This window comes from Klebsiella sp. CN_Kp088 (genome assembly GCF_040064335.1).
Lineage (GTDB): Bacteria > Pseudomonadota > Gammaproteobacteria > Enterobacterales > Enterobacteriaceae > Klebsiella > Klebsiella aerogenes.
The window spans coordinates 147,952-170,188 of the sequence record NZ_JBEAIQ010000028.1 but is presented as its reverse complement, the minus strand read 5'-3'; the positions used below and the strand labels follow the sequence as shown (position 1 = coordinate 170,188).

Here is a 22,237-nt window from a genome sequence, read left to right as displayed (position 1 = left end):
TGTTAAGGTTATGCGCACGTCATATCTTCAAAGCGTGTACTTCACTTTAAGGAACACCCTTATGATTAAGCGTCGCACTCTCAAAGCTGCACTTGCGGCGGTTATTTCGCTCGCCGTCCTTGCCGCGCCAGTTTATGCCAACCCTGGTAATGGCAACGGGGGTGGCGGAGGTCATGGCAATAGCGGCGGAGGTGGCAACCACGGTAATAGCGGTGGAAACCACGGCAATAGCGGTAACCATGGCAACAGCAGTGACCACAGCAACAAAGGCCAGGGAAATGATAAGTCGAAAGAGGATCACGGTAACCGTAAAAACTACGGCAAACCCGACCATGTCGACTCTGATATTAGCTTCTCGCGAGCCCGTTCTCTGGCGGTGAATTATGGTCTGGTAGGTTATCAGGCGCTACCGCCGGGTATTGCAAAAAATGTGGTTCGCGGCAAACCATTACCTCCAGGTATTGCCAAAAAAACGTTGCCGGCATCTATGATTAACGATCTGCCTTACTACCCGGGTTATGAATGGCGCGCAGTGGGCGATGATTTAGTGCTGGTTGCGTTAAGTACCGCAATCGTCACTTCCGTCATTAACGGCGTTTTTGATTAATTTTTACACCTTTCAGGCTACACGCCGAACGTCAAAAAGGCCCATCACCAGGATGGGCCTTTTTTTGCTTTATGCGACAGGGAATAATGAGGATCCAGACGGACTGGCGGAAAGCGCTAAGAATGTGCAATGGATTTTAATGATTTGAGAGTAGAGAAAACCACGGGTTCGCCGATGTCTCTGGCCTACGTCAATGCCGCAGGGCAGCGTATTGCGCAGAGTGATATTCAGAGAGTAAAAGTCCAGCATTGCCCCCTGCTACCTCCCCCGGCTGTCAGCCAGGAACAGGTCCCGTTTACCGGGACCTGTTTCGTTTAGAGAGGTTATTCCTCCAGCGCGTAGGCGATGATATCGTCCCCGACGTCCGGCGAGTGGCTGGCGCCGCCGGCGGAAATCAGCACATACTCTTTGCCGGTTTTCGGCGATTTGTAGACCAGCGGCGCCGCTACCGCGCCAACCGGCAAGCGAGCGCGCCACAGCTCTTTACCGCTGGCGGAATCCAGCGCCCGCAGGTAGTTATCCTGGGTACCGGCGAAGAATACCAGCCCAGAGGCGGTAGAGGTTGGGCCGCCCAGGGTCGGCATTCCCAGCGGGATATGCAGATGGGTTTTCATCCCCAGCGGACCGGTATCTTCCACCGAGCCCATCGGCACCTGCCACAGTAGCTGACGGCTATTCAGGTCAATAGCGCTCATGGTACCAAACGGCGGGGTATTACAGGGCACGCCCAGCGCGGACTGCAGGATGTCGATACGCACGCCGCCGTAAGGCCCGGCAACTTGCGGGCGAACGGTGCCCATAAAGCCAGGGACTTCGTCGGTGGAGACTTTGTATTTCGCCATCTCTTCTTTGCGCACCAGCGACATCCGCAACGGCATACGCATATCGTTGACGAACAGCGTGCCGGTATGTTCATCGATGGTGATGCCGCCCCAGTTCATGCCGCCGAGCAGGCTTGGCCACTCGATATACGGTTTCTCTGACGGCGGCGTATACATGCCAAGGTAGGTCGACTCTTTAAAATCGATACGGCACATCAGTTGGTCGAACGGCGTCACGCCCCACATTGATTTTTCGCTCAGCGGCTCGACGCCTAACTGCGGCATGCCGGTAGAGAACGGCTGGGTGGCAGACAGATGTTCGCCCTCCGCCCCCTGATGAGCGACCGGCAGTTCTTCGACGCGGGTCACCGGTTTGCCGGTGCGGCGGTCAAGCACATAAATCTGTCCGGTTTTGGTGGTCTGGATCAGAACCGGGACGTCCTCGCCCTGCTCGTTTTTCATGTGGAACAGTACTGGCTGCGATGGCAGGTCGTAATCCCAGATATCGTGGTGAACGGTCTGGAAAACCCATTTTGTTTTACCGGTACTGGCATCCACCGCCACCACCGCGGAGCCATATTTCTCTTTCGCTTCATTACGATCGCCGCCCCAGTAGTCCGGCGGCCCGTTACCGGTCGGCAGATAAACCAGATTCAGCTCTTTATCAAAGCCGGGAATGGTCCACACGTTCGGCGTTTCGAGCGTATAAACGCGGCCTTTTTCCGGGTCGGTGATATTTTCCGGCTTGCCGACATCCCAGGCCCAGACGACTTTACCATCGCGTACGTCAAAAGCGCGTACGACCCCGGATGGCTCGCCGTGTACGATATCGCGTACCCAACCGCCCAGCACCGCAATATGCCCCATGATCACCGGCGTTGAAGTCGGATGGTAGCGTTTGCTGTTTTCGGTGTCGCCCATGCCCTGCTTCAGATCCACGCTGCCGTGGTCGCCGAAGTCAGCGCACAGTTCGCCGGTTTTTGCATTCAGCGCCAGCAGGCGCGCATCCACGGTCGATACCATGATCCGCTGCGGACACTGTTGCAGCGCCGGGCTCGCTTTTTCTTCCGCGCTGAGCGTATCGTCGCTCTGCACATCATAGTAACCCACGCCGCGACAGGTCACATGTTCCGCCGTCTGCGCGTGCGGGTCAAAGCGCCAGCGCGCCTTGCCGGTATCGGCATCAATGGCGGTCACCACGTTAAGCGGCGTACAGGAATACAGCGTATCGCCAATTTGCAGCGGCGTATTTTCGTCAACGCCAATGGCCGGGCCGGTCAGGCGGCGGCCTGTGTGGTAGGTCCAGGCGACTTTCAGCTTATGAACGTTTTCCGGGGTAATATCTGTATACGGCGCAAAACGGGTGCCGGAGGCATCGCGGCCGAAGAACTCCCAGTTATCGCTTTTTGCCGCCTGCGTCGCGCTGTTGCCGCTCGCCGCTTTCACGACGCCATTATGGATGCCGCCGTGCGGGTAGAACGCCGAAACCAGCGTCGCCAGCAGCGCAATAAAGATAACCGTTCCGCTCCAGTTCGCCAGACGCACGCGAGCCACCGGCATCGCCGCCGCCAGCCACAGGGCCAGCATCAGCATCAGCGCAGGAACCACCAGACGAGGGATCAAGCCCCAGTAGCTGAGCTGCACTTCATACAGCGCCCAGGCCAGCGTTAACAGAAAGGTAAGAACAGCAAGAGGAAGCGCGTATTGACTACGAGTGAAGTAACCGACGGCGATGATGAGATAAGCGAGACCGGCTAACAGATACCAGGCGCTGCCGCCGAGCGAGAGCAGCTTGCCCCCCCAGATAGTTAAGAAAATCCCAATGCCAAAACTCAGTAACACAAAAAGCAATCGGTATATGGTGAAGAAAATCCTTCGACCATGCCCTTTTTGTTCGTCCATATTTTATCCCATTCGACAGATGTCGATATAACCAAAGCATTTATTTTTAAAGCGCCGATCGATAAGCGATGCCGCTCAGCGCAGTTAACCTGTTGGTTGGACGCCCCAAACCAGGGCGAAGAACGTAAGAAAGTATATGGACATGTAAATTTTATGTAAAATTTAACCGCATAAAATGTTTAAAATATTTTAACTTATAAACTGAATTTGATAGATGAGCAGGTTGTATAGGAGAGTGGTGTTAAGCAGGAGCCGCGGGGAGAGAGATAGCATCTATCATGGGTGCCGACCCGCCGCCCCCGGCGAATCGGCAATCCAGTATTAAGGTTTGTTGGCGCTTTCACCAACGGTTATCTTCTGTAATGCGGCGATCAGATCCAACTGAGCCTGTTCTTTTAAACTTTCACGTTTAATAAACTGGCTGCGATGTTTACTTTTCACCTCTTCCAGACTTTTTTTAATCTCTTGTGCAGGTAATTTGTACCAACCACGCCGCTGCTTCTCGCCGCCGATTTCTAACCACAACTCTGAGTAACTGGCTTTCACCTTGTCGCTCTTCACATGGTAGTCGCTGTCGATGGCGTAGATCTCACGAATATTAAAGTGGCGCAATAACCCGTACAGCAAGGTGATAATCAGGTTTTTTGGCCGCGTGCCGTAGAGCTCTTTGGTCAACGCCTTCACTTCATCGTTGCTAATGTCTTTACCGCCCTGAATACCGCCAATCCACGCGCTTCCTTGATCCGTGCAGGAAAAACAGACGCTATATACGCGTTTATTTTCAAAGAACATCTGCAGCATCAGTTCCCCCTCTTCCTGGAACGGCGAGGCCAGAAGTTTCACTTCCAGGCTGGTTCCATTCTTCAACGGGATGGCAATCATCGAACAACCGAACGCTGATACATTATACAACTGCGGTAATATTTCCGCTTGAAAGCTTTTTTCAATAAAATTCAACGCGCCATGGGCAATATTCAGTTTAGCTCTTTTCGACATTCGCTTATTTAAATAAGCTTTGAAGGGCTTATCTTCAAAATGTACCAGTCCCGGCGTCTCGCTGGTCAATTTAGCACAGCTGTATGTCTGGCAAAGCCGTTGATATTGCTTGTACTTACCTCCTGTTAAAGGTATTTCGCGGCACTTACGCAACACCTTTTTATATTTAAGTTTAACGTGACAAATGACTTTATTATTTCTCCGCCATTCTTTGATGGCAGATGCTGTTATCGATACCATTGATCAAGATCCATAGACTCATCCATAATCGCGGCCATATTATCATGTTTGAAACGGGTCAATGGTTATTTGCAGGTTCGTTGTCATTTCATTTAAGAAATAATCCGAAAATTATCATTTTATGCTCTCTGTATAATACAAGAATAATGTCAACTATAAATAATAGCGGTTATTGACTAATACTCCGCCCTCCCGCTACATGAAACAGGCTGACGATTAACGCTCTGTGCGATAGCGTTGGGCGCGGGGTGCAACCATCAACCGTTTTGACCTATACTCTGCCGACAGTCAAAACAGTAGCAAAGTGGGTACCTCATGGAAATTGATCTCGACAACCTGGTCTTTAGCGGCCTGGAAGAAGCGGAAGAGCGTAACGCTGAACGCCTGGATGAAGCGGATAAAAAAGCGCAGGCGATTGTTGCCGATGATGATTGCGGCGATGCCTGCAAAATCTAATGATTAAACCGGCTAACCAGGCCGGTTTTTTTTCGCCTGTAACTGCCTAAGCGGGCAAAAAGCCCTTTAGCGTTTCCAGCAGCGCCTGCGCCGCCTTCGACAACTGCATATGTCCGGCATGAATAACGCCAATACACTTTTCAATCGGCGGATCGCTTAACGGTAGACAAACCGCTCCCAGCGACTGCATCTGCGACTGGCATAACGCGGGCACCGCGCTGCCGCCCAGACCGCTGGCGACCATCCGCCCGACGGTGACCAACTGATGACTTTCCAGCGCCACGTCCAACTGGCTACCGCTACGCGCCAACTCTTCTTCCAGCATCAAACGCACCGCCGATGGCCGCTGCAGGGTTATAAAATCCAGCGTCAGCAGTTCACGCCAGCTCAACTGCTTTTTACTCGCCAAAGGCGACGTTTTCGGCACGATCGCCATGAAGCGATCCACCGCAAGCGGCGTAAACAGCAGATTGTTGCCGGGCGATGGCTCAAACGCGATCCCCATCTCCACCCGGCCTTCGCGCACCATCTCAATGACCTGCTCATTAATCACGTCATGCACCGTTACATTGACTCCCGCATAGCGGTCGCGGAAGGCTTTAAGCACTTCCGGCAGCACGTTAGCGGCAAACGACGGCATCGCGGCGACGGAGATCTTTCCCCGCTGCAGGGTGAAACTTTGCCGCATCGCCTCTTCGGCATTATCCCAGTCCGCCAGCAGCTGGCGGGCCATCGGCAGAAAAGTTTCTCCCTCCTGGGTTAAGGTCACTTTGCGGGTGCTGCGCTGCAGCAATGCCCCGCCAAGCGCCTCTTCCAACCCCTTAATGGTCAAACTCAGCGCCGGCTGCGACAGGTTCAGGCGCTCGCTGGCGTGGGCGAAGTTAAGAGTGTGAGCTACCGCTAGAAACGCGCGTAACTGTTTGACACTCATTCTCATTTTTCTACCTGTTAACTAATTGAAAGAATTTAGTTAACGATAAATTAATAAAAAAACCAAATGAGTGGGTCACAAATTCAAAATTATCAAATCAGTCCGCGCCCTTAATGATAGAGCCATCGCAAGGCAGGAGAAAAATGATGGCAGGACTGGATAAGCGCGTCGCCAGCTATGAAGCGGCGCTGGACGGATTAACCGATGGCATGACGTTACTGGCCGGCGGCTTCGGCCTGTGCGGCATTCCGGAAAACTTAATTGCCGAGGTCAAACGCCGCCAGGTACAGGGCCTGACGGTAGTTTCTAATAACTGCGGCGTCGATGGCTTTGGTCTCGGCATGCTGCTGGAAACGCGCCAGGTGCGCAAAGTCGTGGCTTCCTACGTGGGAGAAAACGCCCTCTTCGAACAGCTGGTACTAAGCGGCGAACTCGCCGTGGAGCTGACGCCGCAAGGGACGCTTGCCGAGAAAATTCGCGCCGGCGGAGCCGGAATCCCCGGATTCTATACCGCGACCGGTTACGGCACGCCGGTGGCGCAAGGCAAAGAAGTGCGTCAGTTCGACGGTAAAAATTACATTCTCGAAGAGGCCATTCGCGGCGATTTCGCCCTTGTAAAGGGCTGGAAAGCCGACTGGTACGGTAACGTGGTCTACCGCCATACCGCGCAGAATTTTAACCCGTTGATGGCCACCGCCGGGCGGATCACGGTAGTGGAAGTCGAAGAAATCGTCGCGCCGGGAGAACTCCCTCCTTCCGCCATCCACACGCCCGGTATTTATGTCGACCGGCTGATCGTCGGGCAATTCGAAAAACGTATTGAACAGCGCACGCTGCGTGCCGGAGGGAACTTAACATGTTAACTCGCGAACAAATGGCGATGCGCGTCGCCCAGGAACTGCGCGACGGCGATTATGTCAATCTCGGTATCGGCATTCCCACGCTGGTCGCTAACTATATTCCCGCCGGTATTGAAGTGATGCTGCAGTCGGAAAACGGCCTGTTGGGGATGGGCGAATTTCCCGATGAGTCGACTCTCGATGCCGACATGATTAATGCCGGCAAGCAGACCGTTACCGCCCAAACCGGGGCGGCTATCTTTGACTCCGCCCAGTCCTTCGCCATGATCCGCGGCGGCCACGTCGATCTCACGGTTCTGGGCGCTTTTGAGGTCGATGTCGCGGGCAATATCGCCTCGTGGATGATCCCCGGGAAAATGGTGAAAGGCATGGGCGGCGCCATGGATCTGGTGGCCGGCGCGCAAAACATCATCGTGGTGATGACGCACGCCTCGAAAAACGGCGAATCCAAACTGCTGGCGCAGTGCACCCTGCCGCTCACCGGCGCGGGCTGTATTCGCCGGGTACTGACCGATCTCGCGCTGCTGGAAATTAGCGACGGCGCCTTTGTTCTGCGCGAATACGCTCCCGGCGTCAGCATTGACGAAATTGTCCGTAAAACGGCTGGACGGTTGGTCATTGCCGATGACGTCCGCGAAATGCGCTTCAACTGAGGAGGCAATATGAAAGAAGTCGCTATCGTCTGCGCGCTACGTACGCCAATCGGCAGTTTTCGCGGCGCCTTATCTTCCCTTTCCGCCGTCGAGCTTGGCGCCGCCGTAGTGCGTGGTCTGCTTGAACGCACACAGCTACCGGCCAGCGCCGTTGACGAACTGATTTTTGGCCAAGTATTAACCGCCGGCTGCGGACAGAATCCGGCGCGACAAACCGCGCTGCGCGCCGGGCTACCGGTTGAAACCCCGGCCGTTACCGTCAATCTGGTTTGCGGTTCCGGGCTGAAAGCCGTGCAACAGGCAGTACAGGCCATTCGCAGCGGCGAGGCGGAGATCGTTATCGCCGGCGGCCAGGAGAGCATGAGCAATGCTCCGTATCTGGTTCAGGGCGCGCGCGATGGTCTGCGCTTCGGCCATGCCAGCATGCAGGACAGTATGATTCAGGACGGATTATGGGATGCGTTTAACGACTATCACATGGGCATCACCGCCGAGAACCTTGCCGACGCCTTTGACATCTCCCGCCCCCAGCAGGATGCCTTCGCCGCCCTTTCGCAGCGCAAAGCCGCCGCCGCGATAGCCGCCGGACGCTTTCAGGCTGAGATAGTGCCGCTGAGCGTCCCTCAGGGTAAAAAAGCGCCGCGCAGGGTGGACGCAGACGAACAGCCGCGCCCGGAAACCAGCGAACAACAGCTGGCGCAGTTGCGCCCGGCCTTCCGCACGGAAGATGGCAGCGTTACCGCGGGCAATGCCTCTTCGCTCAACGATGGCGCGGCGGCAGTCTTATTGATGAGCGTCGATAAAGCGCGGCAGCTTGGCTTGCCGGTGCTGGCGCGAATAGTCAGCTCTGCGGTGGCCGGCGTCGATCCGTCCGTGATGGGTATCGGCCCGGTAAGCGCTTGCCGGAAGGCGCTGCAGCGCGCCGGCTGGGCGCTGGAGAAGGTGGACCTCATCGAAGCCAACGAGGCCTTTGCCGTACAGGCGCTGGCAGTCGGTAAATTGCTTGAGTGGGACAACCAGAAGGTCAACGTCAATGGCGGCGCTATCGCGCTCGGCCACCCGATTGGCGCCTCAGGATGTCGCATTCTGGTTAGTCTGCTGCACGAAATGCAGCGCCGCGATGTCAGCAAAGGCCTGGCGACGCTTTGCGTTGGTGGCGGTCAGGGTATCGCGATGACCATCGAACGTTAACAGGAGCCACTATGTTTACACCACAACTGGCGGTACTGGGCGCCGGCCTGATGGGCGTCGGCATCGCCTGCCATTTTGCCCGCCACGGCCACGCCGTACGCCTCTACGATACCGACCCGGCGCGCATTAGCGAGATCGAGAACGTCGCCGCCGCCATTTTGCGCGAGCTTGAAGAGTGCGAGCAGTTTGACGCCGCTCAGCGTGCGTCGGTGCTCTCGCGCCTCTCCGGCACCACGGCATTAGGCGATCTTGCTGACGCCAGCTTGCTGATCGAAGCGATTCCGGAGCGTCTGGCACTCAAGCACGCCTTATACCGGGAACTGGAAACGCTGATCGCCGACGAAGCCATCATCGCCAGCAACACCAGCGGACTACCGCCCGATCGGTTGGCGCAGGGTATGCGGCATCCGGAACGCTTGTTAATCGCCCACTTCTGGCATCCGCCGCATTTTATCCCGCTGGTGGAAGTGGTGCCGGGCAGCGCAACACTGCCGCATCTCGCCAACCAGGTCAGCGATTTTTTATCCTCCTGCTCGCTGGAAGCGGTAGTACTCAACCGCGCCGCGCCGGGGTTCGTCGGCAACCGACTACAGTTCGCCCTGCTGCGCGAAGCGCTGCATATCGTTAAGAGCGGCATCGCTTCGCCGGAGGTGGTCGACAAAGTCATGCGCGCCTCGCTCGGCCGCCGCTACGCGATGGTCGGGCCGCTGGAAGCCGCCGATATGACCGGTTTAGCGACGGTCCAGGATATCTGCCAGCACCTGCTGCCGGAACTGGCCACAGGCAGCGACATGATGTCGCTGGTCGCCGACAAGGTTGCGCAAGGCGCTACCGGCGCCCGCAGCGGGCAAGGTTTTTACCGCTGGGATGAGACCCGGCAGAAACGAATACAGTCGCGCCGTGAACATCAGCTGCGCTACGCCCTGAAACCGTAACTTCTCGTTTTGTACCCCGACAATAACAATGATAGTGAGGAGTCGTAATGAGTGTGTTGATTGCCCTGGCCGCGCTGGCATTATTGATGCTGGCTGCGTATCGTGGATACAGCGTTATCCTGTTTGCCCCTATCGCTGCGCTTGGCGCGGTCCTGCTCACCGACCCGAGCGCGGTAGGCCCGACCTTTACCGGCCTGTTTATGGAAAAAATGGTCGGTTTTGTGAAGCTCTATTTTCCGGTATTCCTGCTCGGCGCCGTCTTTGGCAAGCTGATTGAACTATCGGGCTTCTCGCGTTCCATCGTCGCCGCCGCGATTCAAATTCTCGGGCGTCGACATGCGATCCCGGTGATCGTGCTGGTCTGCGCCCTGCTGACCTACGGCGGCGTTTCGCTGTTCGTGGTGGCATTTGCGGTCTATCCCTTTGCCGCCGAACTGTTTCGCCAGAGCTGTATCCCGAAACGGCTGATCCCGGCAACCGTCGCGCTGGGTGCGTTCTCTTTCACTATGGATGCCCTGCCGGGCACCCCGCAGATTCAGAACATTATCCCCACCAGCTTTTTTGGCACCAACGCCTGGGCCGCCCCCTGGCTTGGATTGATAGGTTCACTGTTTATCATCACCTTCGGTTTACTGTGGCTGGAACGACAGCGGCGTAAAGCGCTCGCGAATGGCGAGGGTTACGGTACAGATCTGCAAAACGAGCCGCAGACGCCGGATAACATCAATCTGCCGCATCCGCTGATCGCCATTGCCCCGCTGCTGCTGGTTGGCCTGCTGAACCTGCTGTTTACCCGCTGGATCCCGCAGTGGTATGGCGCCAGCCACGAGCTAACGCTGCCAGGGCTTGCCAAACCCATCGTCACCGAGGTCGGCAAAATCACCGCTATCTGGGCCGTCGAGGCCGCGCTGCTGTCCGGCATCGTCGTGGTGCTGGTGTTCGGTTTTCGCAATATCCGCGGCCGTCTGGCGGAAGGCAGCCGTACGGCGGTCGGCGGCGCGATCCTCGCGGCGATGAATACCGCCTCGGAATATGGCTTCGGGGCGGTGATTGCCGCCCTGCCGGGTTTTCTGGTGTTGTCGAAAGCACTGACCGCCATTCCCAATCCCCTGTTAAACGAGGCGATAAGCGTAACCGTACTGGCGGGGATCACCGGCTCCGCCTCCGGCGGGATGAGCATCGCGCTGGCGGCAATGTCCGATACCTTCGTGGCCGCCGCCCACGCCGCTAATATTCCGCTTGAAGTACTCCACCGCGTCGCTTCAATGGCCAGCGGCGGCATGGATACCCTGCCGCATAACGGCGCCGTCATCACGCTGCTGGCAATCACCGGCTTAAGTCATCGCCAGGCTTACGGCGGCATTTTCGCCATTACGCTTATCAAAAGCCTCGCGGTTCTGTTTGTCATTGCCGTGTTCTATTTAACCGGTATTGTCTGATGCCTGATTTAAGGAGTAACGAAATGAATTTAAACGGTAAAACGGCGCTGGTCACCGGCTCCACCAGCGGTATTGGTTTAGGCATTGCCAAAGTACTGGCGCAGGCCGGCGCGCAGCTGGTGTTGAATGGTTTTGGCGACAGCACGAGCGCGCGAGCCGAGGTTGCCGCGCTGGGTAAAATTCCCGGCTATCACGATGCCGACCTGCGCGACGTTGGGCAAATTGAAGCGATGATGCGCTATGCCGAAAGCGAATTTGGCGGCGTCGATATTGTGATTAATAACGCCGGTATCCAGCATGTTGCGCCGGTGGAGCAGTTCGCGGTGGAAAAGTGGAACGATATTCTGGCGATAAATCTGTCCAGCGTCTTCCACACCAGCCGCCTGGCGCTGCCGGGCATGCGCGAGCGCAACTGGGGGCGGATTATTAATATTGCCTCCGTGCATGGGTTAGTCGCCTCGAAAGAGAAATCCGCCTACGTTGCCGCCAAGCATGGGGTGATTGGCTTTAGCAAAACGCTGGCGCTGGAGACTGCGCGCACCGGCATTACCTGCAACGCGATTTGCCCCGGCTGGGTACTGACGCCGCTGGTTCAGCAGCAGATCGATAAACGTATCGCTGAGGGGGCCCACCCTGAGCAGGCCAGAGCGCAGTTGCTGGCTGAAAAACAACCTTCCGGCGAATTCGTGACGCCTCAGCAACTGGGTGAGATGGCGCTATTTTTATGCAGCGACGCCGCCGCGCAGGTTCGCGGCGCGGCGTGGAATATGGATGGCGGCTGGGTGGCGCAGTAACGGGTAACCCAACGGAGAAAAGGTCAGCGTATCTCCGTTGGGTCGCGCTATGCGCCCCGGGAATTAGAACATCTCTAAAAATCGCTTCACCGTGCGCGAACGCTCGAAGCGCCGCCAGGCGATGGCAATATCGGTCTTGACCGGCGTCCCCTGTATCGATTGATAGCTGACGTTGGGCAGCGCGATACAGGTCATCGACTGCGGCACCAGCGCGAAACCAAATCCGGCGTTAACCATACTCAGCGACGATGAAATCTGCGACGACTGCCTGGCGCGGTTCATATCGATACCGGCGCGCAGGCAGCTATTGAACACCAGCTCATACAAACCCGGCGCCACTTCGCGCGGGAAGAGGATCGGCGCGACGTCCCGCAACTGTTCCAGCGCCAGCGTCGGTTCCGCTGACAATGGATTATCGCGCGGGAGCGCAATGACCATTGGCTCTTCATCAATGATACGCAAGTTAAACGCCTTACTGCTTTCACACGGCAAACGGACAAAGGCGATATCGATCTCCGCCTCGCTCAGCGCCGCCATCAAATTTGCCATGTTGCCCTCCCGTTGATGGAGGACGACGCCTGGGTGATCGAGCTGAAAACGGTGCAGCAAGGTGAAGATTTGTGGATGGAAAGCATCAGAACTGGTAATGCCTAATGACAGGCTGCCGTTCATTCCGCGGGCAATGCCCTTGGCCTTTTCCAGCGCCGCATCGCTCAGCGCGAGGATTTGGCAGGCATCTTCATAAAAGGATTCCCCGGCTTCGGTCAGCTCCACCCCGCGGGTTAGCCGACGCAACAGCGGAGTGCCTACCTCACGCTCAAGTCGCTGAATTTGCTGACTTAACGGTGGCTGTGAGATACCCAGTTCTTTCGCTGCCCGGGTGAAGTGCCGCGTCCGGGCGACGGCGACAAAATAGCGTAGATAACGAAGTTCCATATCGAAAACGTCTCAAACCAGCATGGTTTCTATATTGGAACTGTGAGCTGAATCGGGTCAACCTTTATTTAACCTTTCTTATATTTGTTGAACGAGGAAGTGGCTCATGAATCATGCTTCAGATTGCACCTGTGAAGAGAGTCTGTGTGAAACGCTACGCGCGTTTTCCGCTCAGCATCCCGATAGCGTGCTGTATCAAACTTCGCTGATGAGCGCCCTGCTCAGCGGCGTCTACGAAGGTACCACCACCATTGCGGACCTGCTGAAGCACGGTGATTTCGGGCTCGGCACTTTTAATGAACTCGACGGCGAGCTGATCGCGTTTAGCAGCCAGGTTTATCAACTGCGTGCCGACGGCAGCGCGCGTAAAGCGCGTCCGGAACAGAAAACGCCGTTTGCGGTGATGACCTGGTTTCAGCCGCAGTACCGTAAAACCTTTGACCATCCGGTCAGCCGCCAGCAGCTGCATGAGGTTATTGACCAGCAAATTCCTTCCGACAATCTGTTCTGCGCGCTGCGAATCGATGGTCATTTCCGCCACGCCCATACCCGCACCGTGCCTCGTCAGACGCCGCCCTACCGGGCGATGACCGACGTGCTCGACGATCAGCCGGTTTTCCGCTTTAACCAGCGTGACGGCGTACTGGTCGGTTTTCGGACCCCCCAGCATATGCAGGGAATTAACGTCGCCGGCTATCACGAACACTTCATTACCGATGACCGCCAGGGCGGCGGCCACCTGCTGGACTACCAGCTCGACCATGGGGTATTGACCTTCGGCGAAATTCATAAGCTGATGATCGACCTTCCCGCCGACAGCGCGTTCCTGCAGGCCAATTTGCATCCCGATAATCTCGATGCCGCCATCCGTTCAGTAGAAAGTTAGGAGGTTCACATGGACAAACAGTATCCGCAGCGCCAGTGGGCGCACGGCGCCGATCTGGTCGTCAGCCAACTGGAAGCGCAAGGCGTACGGCAGGTCTTCGGGATCCCCGGCGCTAAAATCGATAAGGTTTTCGACTCGTTGCTGGACTCCTCAATCCGCATTATTCCGGTACGTCACGAGGCCAACGCCGCCTTTATGGCCGCCGCGGTCGGGCGCATTACCGGCAAAGCGGGCGTCGCGCTGGTGACCTCCGGACCCGGTTGTTCCAACCTGATAACCGGGATGGCCACCGCCAATAGCGAAGGCGACCCGGTGGTGGCGCTGGGCGGCGCGGTCAAACGCGCGGATAAAGCCAAACAGGTACACCAGAGTATGGACACGGTGGCGATGTTCAGCCCGGTCACCAAATACGCGGTAGAAGTGACCTCGCCGGATGCGCTGGCGGAAGTGGTTTCTAACGCTTTTCGCGCCGCCGAGCAGGGTCGCCCGGGCAGCGCCTTCGTCAGTCTGCCGCAGGATGTGGTCGATGGTCCGGTGACCGGCAAAGTCCTGCCCGCCAGCAGCGCGCCGCAGATGGGCGCCGCGCCTGACGAGGCAATCAATCAGGTTGCGAAGTTGATTGCCCAGGCTAAGAATCCGGTGTTCCTGCTTGGATTAATGGCCAGCCAGATGGAAAACAGCGCCGCGCTGCATCGTTTGCTGGAAACCAGCCATATTCCGGTCACCAGCACCTATCAGGCCGCCGGGGCGGTCAATCAGGATAACTTCTCGCGCTTCGCCGGGCGCGTCGGGCTGTTTAACAATCAGGCCGGTGACCGCTTATTGCAACTGGCCGACCTGGTTATCTGCATCGGCTATAGCCCGGTGGAATACGAACCGGCGATGTGGAACAGCGGCAACGCGACGCTGGTCCACATCGACGTACTGCCCGCCTATGAAGAGCGTAACTACACGCCGGATGTCGAGCTGGTGGGCGACATCGCCGGCACGCTGAACAAGCTGGCGCAAAATATCGATCATCGGCTGGTGCTCTCGCCGCAGGCCGCTGAAATCCTCCACGACCGCCAGCATCAACGCGAACTGCTTGACCGCCGCGGAGCGCAGTTGAATCAGTTTGCCCTGCACCCGCTGCGCATCGTTCGCGCCATGCAGGATATCGTCAACAGCGACGTCACGCTGACGGTCGATATGGGGAGCTTCCATATCTGGATCGCCCGCTATCTCTACAGCTTCCGCGCCCGTCAGGTGATGATCTCCAACGGTCAGCAGACCATGGGCGTCGCCCTGCCGTGGGCCATCGGGGCCTGGCTGGTCAATCCGCAGCGCAAAGTGGTCTCGGTCTCCGGCGATGGCGGTTTTCTGCAATCCAGCATGGAGCTGGAAACGGCGGTCCGCCTGAAAGCCAACATCCTGCATCTTATCTGGGTCGATAACGGCTACAACATGGTCGCTATCCAGGAAGAGAAAAAATATCAACGCCTGTCCGGCGTCGAGTTCGGTCCTATGGATTTTAAAGCCTATGCCGAATCCTTCGGCGCGAAAGGGTTTGCGGTGGAAAGCGCTGAGGCGCTGGAGCCGACGCTACGCGCGGCGATGGACGTCGACGGCCCGGCGGTGGTCGCCATCCCCGTGGATTACCGTGATAACCCGCTGCTGATGGGCCAGCTACACCTGAGTCAAATTCTTTAAGTCATCACAAAAGGGAATGGAAATGAAAAAAGTCGCACTTGTCACCGGCGCCGGTCAGGGCATTGGTAAAGCTATCGCGTTACGCCTCGTGAAGGACGGTTTTGCCGTGGCGATCGCCGATTACAATGACGTCACAGCGAAAGCCGTGGCGGATGAAATCAACCAGCACGGCGGCCGGGCAATCGCGGTCAAAGTCGATGTTTCCGACCGTGAGCAGGTGTTTGCCGCCGTCGAACAGGCGCGAAAAACGCTGGGCGGATTCAACGTCATCGTCAATAACGCCGGGGTCGCGCCATCAACGCCTATCGAATCCATTACGCCGGAGATTGTCGACAAGGTCTACAACATCAACGTTAAAGGGGTGATCTGGGGGATTCAGGCGGCAGTCGAGGCCTTTAAAAAAGAGGGGCACGGCGGCAAAATCATCAACGCCTGTTCGCAGGCCGGCCACGTCGGCAACCCGGAACTGGCGGTCTACAGCTCAAGCAAATTCGCCGTACGCGGTTTAACGCAAACCGCCGCTCGCGACCTGGCGCCGCTGGGTATTACCGTTAACGGCTACTGCCCGGGGATTGTGAAAACGCCGATGTGGGCCGAGATCGATCGTCAGGTATCCGAAGCGGCGGGTAAACCTCTGGGCTACGGGACTGCCGAATTCGCCAAACGCATCACCCTCGGCCGCCTTTCGGAGCCAGAAGATGTCGCCGCCTGCGTCTCTTATCTCGCCAGCCCGGATTCAGATTATATGACCGGTCAATCGCTGCTGATCGATGGCGGGATGGTATTCAATTAATAAAAAATAAGCTCTGACATGGTTTGCCCCTGCCTGTTCGCAGGGGCTTTTTTTCGTCTATTACGCCGTTATTTTGCCGGGTGGCGGCTACGCCTTACCCGGCCTACCGTTCGCGCGGTCACTGCCATTTGTAGCCCCGGTAAGCGACAGCGCGACCGGGGAGTAGTGCAGAAAAAGCAAATATTTACCGCGCCTGCTGCTGCGCCTGAGCCAGTTGGCGGGCAATCGCCTCGCGGCGGGCATCGCCCTCCGGCAACAACATCAGCAACTGCTGTAGCGCCGCTACCGCCTGCGGATAGTCTTCATTGCGTACCGCGCTGAGCGCCAGCATCTCCAGCACCGGCAGGTTTTTCGGCTGCCGCTGATGCAGATCGCGCAGCAACAGCTCGCCCATCCGCATCTGCGCGTTATCGCCCGCCCGCACCAGCGCGCTGGCATAATCAAAACTTGCCGCCGGGTCATCCGGCGCCAGCTTATGCGCCCGCCCGAACGCGCCGATCGCCGTCTCGCCATCGTTTAGCAGCAGACCGAGCCGCCCAAGCAGTTGCCAGCCGGCAAGATCGTCAGGGCTAGCCTGCAGATGGCTGCGCAGCCCAAGCCGCAGCTGGGCCAACTCATCCATCCGCAGCGGCGCCGCGGTCGGATCTTTCGCCTGCGCCAGCAGCGCGGGATAATGGCGCTCGCTCTGTCGCCACAGCAGCACCTGACCCACATCGCTGGTTTTCAGATAGAGCCCGCCGCTGACGAAGACCAATAACAGCGCCCCCGGTAGCAGCAACCAGCGGCTAAGCGGCCGAACGCGCGTCGGTTCCTGCAGCGAGATATCCGCCAGCAGCGTACGTTGCAGCTCGACAATCATCGCCTCATTACCGTCAGTACGCTCCTGCTCAAGTTCGCGCAGTCGGGACTGGTACAGCGAGCGGTTAATGTCATTGCGATCCACTGCTGTTTTCTGTTGCCGCGACCGGCGGTAACGTGGATCGAGCATACAGCACAGCCCACCCAGCGCCATCAGTACGCCGCCGTACCAGATCCAGCGCACGAACGGTTTGTAGTACAGACGCACCGCCCAACTGCCATCATCCAGCTCTTCGCCCAACGCGGCGTAAAGATCGCGGGTAAACCCGCCGCTGATGGCCGCTTCAGTCATCATCATCCGGCTGGCGGTGTAAAAGCGTTTTTCGGCATACAGCATGGCTTCCGGGCGACCACTGCGGCTGACGGCAATCACGCCCTCGCCGCCGCTCCAGTTCGGCCCGACGATATTACGCACGCCCTTGAAGACGAAGTGATAACGATGAATATCGAGGCTGTCGCCAGCCCGCATGCGGACATCGCGCTCAATGCTGTAGTTCTGGCTGAAGGTGATGCCAATGACGGTTACCGCCACGCCGACATGGCCGAGCACCATTCCCCACTGGCTGCGGGTTAAGGTACGCAGGCCGCGCCAGAAACCGTGGCGATGCGTGGCCCGTTCGTGGACTTCAATCAGCGCGAAGATAAGCACCCACAGCGCCATCATCAGGCCGATGACCGCCATCGCGGTGATGCGGTCCTGAAGAAGCCATGGTAACGCCAGTGAAAGTGACAACGTCACGATTAGTGATATCGCCAATCGTTTAAGCTGTTTACCTGGCTCATCGCGGCGCCAACGAATCAGCGGCCCCAGCCCCAGCAGCAGCGCAAACGGCGCCATCAGCGCGGTGAACATGGTATTGAAGAACGGTTCGCCGATCGATATCGTCCCCAGCCCCAACGCTTTATGCACCAACGGCAGCAGCGTGCCTAATAGCACCACCAGCATCGCGGCCATCAGCAGAATATTGTTGCCAAGCAGGAACGACTCGCGCGACCAGAGCGTATGTTCCACTCGCGCCCGCACTCGCCCACCTTTCACCGCATACAGCAGCAGCGAGCCGCCAATCGCGAGGGTCAACAAGGCCAGTATAAACATCCCGCGCGCCGGATCGGAGGCAAAGGAGTGCACCGATACCAGCACGCCGGATCGCACAAGAAAAGTCCCCAGCAGGCACAGCGAGAAAGCCGCCAGCGCCAGCAGTACCGTCCAGGCGCGGAAGCTGCCGCGCTTTTCGGTCACCGCCAGCGAATGCAGCAAGGCGGTGCCGACCAGCCACGGCATAAACGAGGCGTTTTCCACCGGGTCCCAGAACCACCAACCGCCCCAGCCCAGTTCGTAATAGGCCCACGCCGAGCCCAGCACGATCCCAAGTGTCAGGAACATCCACGCCGCCTGCGTCCACGGGCGCGACCATCGCGCCCACGCGGTATCCAGCCGCCCCGCCAGCAGCGACGCAATCGCGAAGGCGAAGGCCACCGAGAAGCCAACGTAGCCCATGTAGAGGATCGGTGGATGAAAAATCATCCCGATATCCTGCAGCATAGGATTGAGATCGCGGCCATCTACGGGATACAGCGGCAGGCTGCGGCTGAACGGATTGGAGGTGAACAGGATAAAAAGCAGGAAACCGAAGGCGATCATTCCCATCACCGCCAGCACCCGCGCTACCGCGTCGGGCGGCATCTGGCGACTGAAGAGCGCGACGGCGAACGTCCACACGCTGAGCAGCAGCACCCACAGCAGCAAAGAGCCTTCGTGCGCTCCCCAGGTGGCCGCCACCCTGTACCACACCGGCAGCGCGCTGTTGGAGTTTTCCGCCACATAGCGCACGGTGAAATCATTGATTACAAAAGCATGCACCAGCAGCGCAAACGCGCCGATGATGCAGATAAACAGCGCGCAGGCCAGCGGCCGGGCTAATGCCATCAGCCATCGTTCCTGTCGCGCTGCGCCCCATAGCGGAAAGATACTTAGCAGCAGCGCCAGCCCTGCCGCCAGACACAGCAGGTAGTTGCCCAGTTCCGGCATCATGGCTGTGTCCCCTGTTGTTCAGGTGTCATCACGTTTTTTACCTCAGGCGGGGCGAATCCAGTGCCCCGCCCCGGCCCAGTTACTCTGCAGCAGCCGGCAGTTTCGAGACGTCGGCGTTACCTAACGCCTTCTCATCGCGAATCATCGACTTATCTTTTCGTACTTTCGCCACATCGCTGGCGCTCACCGGCGGCGCGTTGTTGCCCCAACTGGTGCGGATGAAGTTGACCACATCCGCAACCTGTTGATCGTCAAGACGCCAGCCGAATGACGGCATAGTCAGGTTCGAGACCGCATCCTTCACCGCCGGCGTGGTGTTGCCGGTCAGAATGATGTGAATCAGCGAGGTCGCATCTTCGGTCTGTACCACCGGGTTGCCTTTCAACGACGGGAACGCGCGTTTATAACCGACGCCGTCGGTACGGTGGCAGGCAGCGCAGTTATCGACGTACAGCGCCGCGCCGGTTTTGCTGTCATCGCCTTTCCACAGATCTTTCGCCACGCTATCTTCCACCGGAGCTGGCGTCTGTTTACCGCCGCGCGGCGGTAGCGACTTCAGATAGCGGGCAATAGCGGTGATATCGTCGTTCGAGAGATACTGCAGGCTGTGCTCAACCACGTCGCTCATGCCGCCGAAGACCACGGATTTGTCATTGCGCCCGGTTTTCAGGAACTCGGCCAGCTCGGCCTCGCTCCAGCTCCCCAGACCGTCGCGATTTTCACCGCGCAGGCTGGAAGCTACCCAACCGTCAATCGGCGCATTGCTACCCGCCAGGTAATCATCGCCTTCACTTTCGCTAAGCGCTTTTTCCTGCATCGTCAGGCTACGCGGGGTGTGGCAGGCGCCGCAGTGGCCGAGCCCTTCCACGAGATAACGGCCGCGCTCCAGTACCGGATCCACGTGCGGATTGGCGACAAAGTCGCTCGGCGTCGGGGCGAAGATGCCGCGCCAGAACGCCAGCGGCCAGCGCATCGACAGCGGCCACGGGATGTCCGTGTCTTTGTTGGCGACGTTAACCGGCTCCACGCCGTGCATAAAGTAGGCGTACATGGCGCGCATATCCGCTTCGTTGATACGGGCGAAGGAAGGATACGGCATCGCCGGATAGAGCGTGGAGCCGTCTTTACGCACGCCTTTACGCACCGCGTCGTCAAACTCTTCGAAGGTATAACCGCCAATACCGTGCGCTTTGTCCGGCGTGATGTTGGTGGAATAAATGGTGCCGATCGGCGTTTCCATCGGCAGACCGCCGGCAAAAGGTTTGCCCTCTTTACCGTTGGTGTGGCAGGCCACGCAGTCGCCGGCGCGCGCCAGATATTCGCCCTGCTTAATCAGATTGCTGTCCGCAGGCGCCTCTTCGGCGAACGCCGCGCAGCTTAACGCACCGAGAACCAGTGCCGATAACCATTGCATTTTCATGATTTGCTTTCCCTTATGCCTGCACCAATGGACCCGGATTTCTCAGGTACTGTTCGCGGATAGCCTTCGCCGACCAGTAGGCCAGCGCGGCAACGGTCCCCGTCGGGTTGTAGCCCAGCCCCTGTGGGAAAGCGGAAGCGCCGATGACGAAGACGTTATGCACGTCCCAGCTCTGCAGATAACGGTTCACCGCGCTGGTTTTCGGATCTTCGCCCATCACCGCGCCGCCGTTCATATGGGTGGTCTGGTAGCTGGTGGTGTCAAAGTGGCTATTGGCGTTTTTCGGGCTGCCGAGCATATATTTCGGCTTCATCGCTTTGGCGATCGGCGCCATCTTATCGAACATAAACTGCGCCATCTTGATGTCGTTTTCCTGCCAGTCGAAGGTCATGCGCAGCAGCGGCTGACCAAAGACGTTTTTGTAGTTCGGATCGAGATCGAGATAGTTCTGGCGATAGGACTGATGCGCGCCGTGGGCATCCATCGACAGGTGGTGGGTGTAGGTGTCGGCCACCGCCGATTTCCATTTACTGCCCCACGCAGGGGTACCCGGAGGCACCGGCACGCCGGAGATAGGCTTGGTCCCCGCCTGGTTGACCCAGAACGGCGAACCGCCGACGAAGCCCGCCGCGCCGTGATCGAAGTTATCGGCGTTGAAGTCATCGACGCCGACGCCGTTGCCGCCCGCGCCGATGAACGGGTTGGTGAAGGTATCTTTATCGAAAATGGCCTTGATAGTGGTCATGTTCTGATAGGCGAAGTTACGCCCGACCACCCCTTCGCCCGTCTCAGGATTGTACGGTTTACCGATCCCGGAAAGCAGCATCAGATGCACGTTATGGAACTGGAAGGCGCCGATAATCACCAGATCCGCCGGCTGTTCCATTTCACGGCCCTGACCGTCGACATAGGTCACACCGGTGGCGCGGGATTTATCGTCGGTCAGATTGACCTTCAGCACATTGGCGTTGGTACGCAGTTCAAAGCGTTTTTCCTGGCGCAGCGCCGGCAGGATGTTCACGTTCGGCGAGGCTTTCGAATACATGTAGCAGGCGTAGCCGCTGCAGAAACCGCAGAAGTTACACGGCCCCATCTGCGCGCCATACGGGTTGGTATAGGAGTCGGAGGTGTTTGCGGAAGGCAGGTTATAGGGATGATAGCCCACTTCCAGCGCCGCTTTTTCAAACAGCTGCGCCGACCAGGTATTTTTCTGCGCCGGCAGCGGGAAATCGTCCGAGCGATCCGGCGCGAAGGCGTTACCGCCGCGGCCTTTACCGACAACCTTCCCTTTAACCGACCAGGCGGTACCGGAGGTGCCAAAGACTTTTTCCGCTTTATCGAAGAACGGTTCCAGTTCGTCGTAGGTGACGCCGAAATCCTGGATGATCATATCCTGGGGAATGAAGTTTTTGCCGTAACGCTCTTCATAATGGCTGCGCATACGTAGTTCGATCGGATCGACGCGGAAATGCACGCCGGACCAGTGCAGACCCGCGCCGCCAACGCCGGTTCCCGGCAGGAAGGCGGCCAGTTGGCGATAGGGTACCGCCTGCTGGCTGGTGTTGTGACGAATCGTCACCGTGCTTTTAGAGAGATCCTGGAACAGCTTGCGGCGGATGTTATAGGTCAGCTCATCGATAACCTGCGGATAAGCGCCGTCCGGCCAGGTATCGCGCATCGGGCCGCGCTCCAGCGCGACGACGTTGAGCCCCGCTTCCGTCAGCTCTTTGGCCATGATCGCGCCAACCCAGCCGAAGCCAACGATCGCTACATCGGTTTTTTTCAATACGGTCGCCAT

The 22,237-nt window shown here is 57.9% G+C and carries 18 protein-coding genes; 11 read left to right on the top strand and 7 right to left on the bottom strand.

Annotated elements, in window-relative coordinates; translation table 11 throughout:
- The first annotated feature begins 61 nt into the window (after positions 1-61).
- Positions 62-607, top strand: a complete 546-nt coding sequence (locus tag ABLV08_RS18310) for an anti-virulence regulator CigR family protein (RefSeq protein ID WP_348856125.1) — start codon at positions 62-64, stop codon at positions 605-607.
- A gap of 323 nt (positions 608-930) precedes the next feature.
- Here the strand turns inward: ABLV08_RS18310 and ABLV08_RS18305 are convergent, their stop codons facing one another.
- Together ABLV08_RS18305 and ABLV08_RS18300 are read right to left on the bottom strand one after the other, a co-directional pair.
- Positions 931-3,330: a membrane-bound PQQ-dependent dehydrogenase, glucose/quinate/shikimate family gene (locus tag ABLV08_RS18305; protein WP_348856124.1), complete on the bottom strand. Its 2,400-nt coding sequence runs from the start codon at positions 3,328-3,330 to the stop codon at positions 931-933.
- A 321-nt stretch (positions 3,331-3,651) separates the two neighbouring features.
- Positions 3,652-4,566, bottom strand: coding sequence for a DUF535 family protein (locus ABLV08_RS18300; RefSeq protein ID WP_348856123.1), 915 nt, complete (start codon positions 4,564-4,566; stop codon positions 3,652-3,654).
- A 315-nt stretch (positions 4,567-4,881) separates the two neighbouring features.
- On the opposite strand from ABLV08_RS18300, the gene ABLV08_RS18295 reads away from it, so the two are divergent.
- Positions 4,882-5,022: a hypothetical protein gene (locus tag ABLV08_RS18295; RefSeq protein ID WP_015705194.1), complete on the top strand. Its 141-nt coding sequence runs from the start codon at positions 4,882-4,884 to the stop codon at positions 5,020-5,022.
- Between the two features lie 46 nt (positions 5,023-5,068).
- Here the strand turns inward: ABLV08_RS18295 and ABLV08_RS18290 are convergent, their stop codons facing one another.
- Positions 5,069-5,959 (bottom strand): LysR family transcriptional regulator, encoded by an 891-nt coding sequence (locus tag ABLV08_RS18290; protein WP_045367010.1) that lies wholly within the window; start codon positions 5,957-5,959, stop codon positions 5,069-5,071.
- A gap of 140 nt (positions 5,960-6,099) precedes the next feature.
- Between ABLV08_RS18290 and ABLV08_RS18285 the strand changes: the two genes are divergently transcribed.
- The 6 genes from ABLV08_RS18285 to ABLV08_RS18260 are packed head-to-tail and all read left to right on the top strand — an operon-like array spanning position 6,100 to position 11,825.
- Positions 6,100-6,816: a CoA transferase subunit A gene (locus ABLV08_RS18285; RefSeq protein ID WP_289576908.1), complete on the top strand. Its 717-nt coding sequence runs from the start codon at positions 6,100-6,102 to the stop codon at positions 6,814-6,816.
- Entirely contained in the window at positions 6,810-7,466 is a 657-nt protein-coding gene (locus ABLV08_RS18280) for a CoA transferase subunit B (protein ID WP_348856121.1), read from the top strand. The genes ABLV08_RS18285 and ABLV08_RS18280 overlap by 7 nt, the downstream gene beginning before the upstream one ends.
- Before the next feature lie 9 nt (positions 7,467-7,475).
- Positions 7,476-8,657, top strand: coding sequence for an acetyl-CoA C-acetyltransferase (locus ABLV08_RS18275; protein WP_348856120.1), 1,182 nt, complete (start codon positions 7,476-7,478; stop codon positions 8,655-8,657).
- An 11-nt stretch (positions 8,658-8,668) separates the two neighbouring features.
- Positions 8,669-9,592 carry a 3-hydroxyacyl-CoA dehydrogenase family protein gene (locus ABLV08_RS18270; protein ID WP_348856119.1) on the top strand — a complete coding sequence of 308 codons (924 nt, stop codon included), beginning with the start codon at positions 8,669-8,671 and terminating at the stop codon, positions 9,590-9,592.
- Between the two features lie 47 nt (positions 9,593-9,639).
- Entirely contained in the window at positions 9,640-11,031 is a 1,392-nt protein-coding gene (locus ABLV08_RS18265; RefSeq protein WP_325896045.1) for a GntP family permease, read from the top strand.
- 23 nt (positions 11,032-11,054) lie between these two features.
- On the top strand, positions 11,055-11,825 hold the full coding sequence (locus tag ABLV08_RS18260) for a 3-hydroxybutyrate dehydrogenase (RefSeq protein ID WP_325896044.1): 771 nt from the start codon (positions 11,055-11,057) through the stop codon (positions 11,823-11,825).
- Between the two features lie 63 nt (positions 11,826-11,888).
- On the opposite strand, the gene ABLV08_RS18255 is transcribed toward ABLV08_RS18260, so the two are convergent.
- Complete coding sequence (locus ABLV08_RS18255) at positions 11,889-12,761, bottom strand: LysR family transcriptional regulator (protein WP_048228686.1); 873 nt, start codon at positions 12,759-12,761, stop codon at positions 11,889-11,891.
- Between the two features lie 106 nt (positions 12,762-12,867).
- On the opposite strand from ABLV08_RS18255, the gene budA reads away from it, so the two are divergent.
- The 3 genes from budA to ABLV08_RS18240 are packed head-to-tail and all read left to right on the top strand — an operon-like array spanning position 12,868 to position 16,129.
- On the top strand, positions 12,868-13,647 hold the full coding sequence (budA, locus tag ABLV08_RS18250; RefSeq protein WP_015705188.1) for an acetolactate decarboxylase: 780 nt from the start codon (positions 12,868-12,870) through the stop codon (positions 13,645-13,647).
- Positions 13,648-13,656: 9 nt separating this feature from the next.
- The gene (alsS, locus tag ABLV08_RS18245) at positions 13,657-15,336 is read left to right on the top strand and encodes an acetolactate synthase AlsS (RefSeq protein WP_234276436.1); all 1,680 of its coding nucleotides are present in this window, start codon (positions 13,657-13,659) and stop codon (positions 15,334-15,336) included.
- 22 nt (positions 15,337-15,358) lie between these two features.
- On the top strand, positions 15,359-16,129 hold the full coding sequence (locus ABLV08_RS18240; RefSeq protein ID WP_015366942.1) for a (S)-acetoin forming diacetyl reductase: 771 nt from the start codon (positions 15,359-15,361) through the stop codon (positions 16,127-16,129).
- A 184-nt stretch (positions 16,130-16,313) separates the two neighbouring features.
- Here ABLV08_RS18240 and ccmI read toward each other — a convergent pair whose 3' ends face one another.
- The 3 genes from ccmI to ABLV08_RS18225 form a co-directional block, all read right to left on the bottom strand.
- The gene (gene ccmI, locus ABLV08_RS18235) at positions 16,314-19,019 is read right to left on the bottom strand and encodes a c-type cytochrome biogenesis protein CcmI (RefSeq protein ID WP_348856118.1); all 2,706 of its coding nucleotides are present in this window, start codon (positions 19,017-19,019) and stop codon (positions 16,314-16,316) included.
- A 79-nt stretch (positions 19,020-19,098) separates the two neighbouring features.
- A complete protein-coding gene (locus tag ABLV08_RS18230; protein ID WP_348856132.1) occupies positions 19,099-20,442 on the bottom strand; it encodes a cytochrome c in 1,344 nt (447 codons plus the stop codon).
- Between the two features lie 10 nt (positions 20,443-20,452).
- On the bottom strand, positions 20,453-22,237 hold the full coding sequence (locus tag ABLV08_RS18225; RefSeq protein ID WP_015366945.1) for a GMC family oxidoreductase: 1,785 nt from the start codon (positions 22,235-22,237) through the stop codon (positions 20,453-20,455).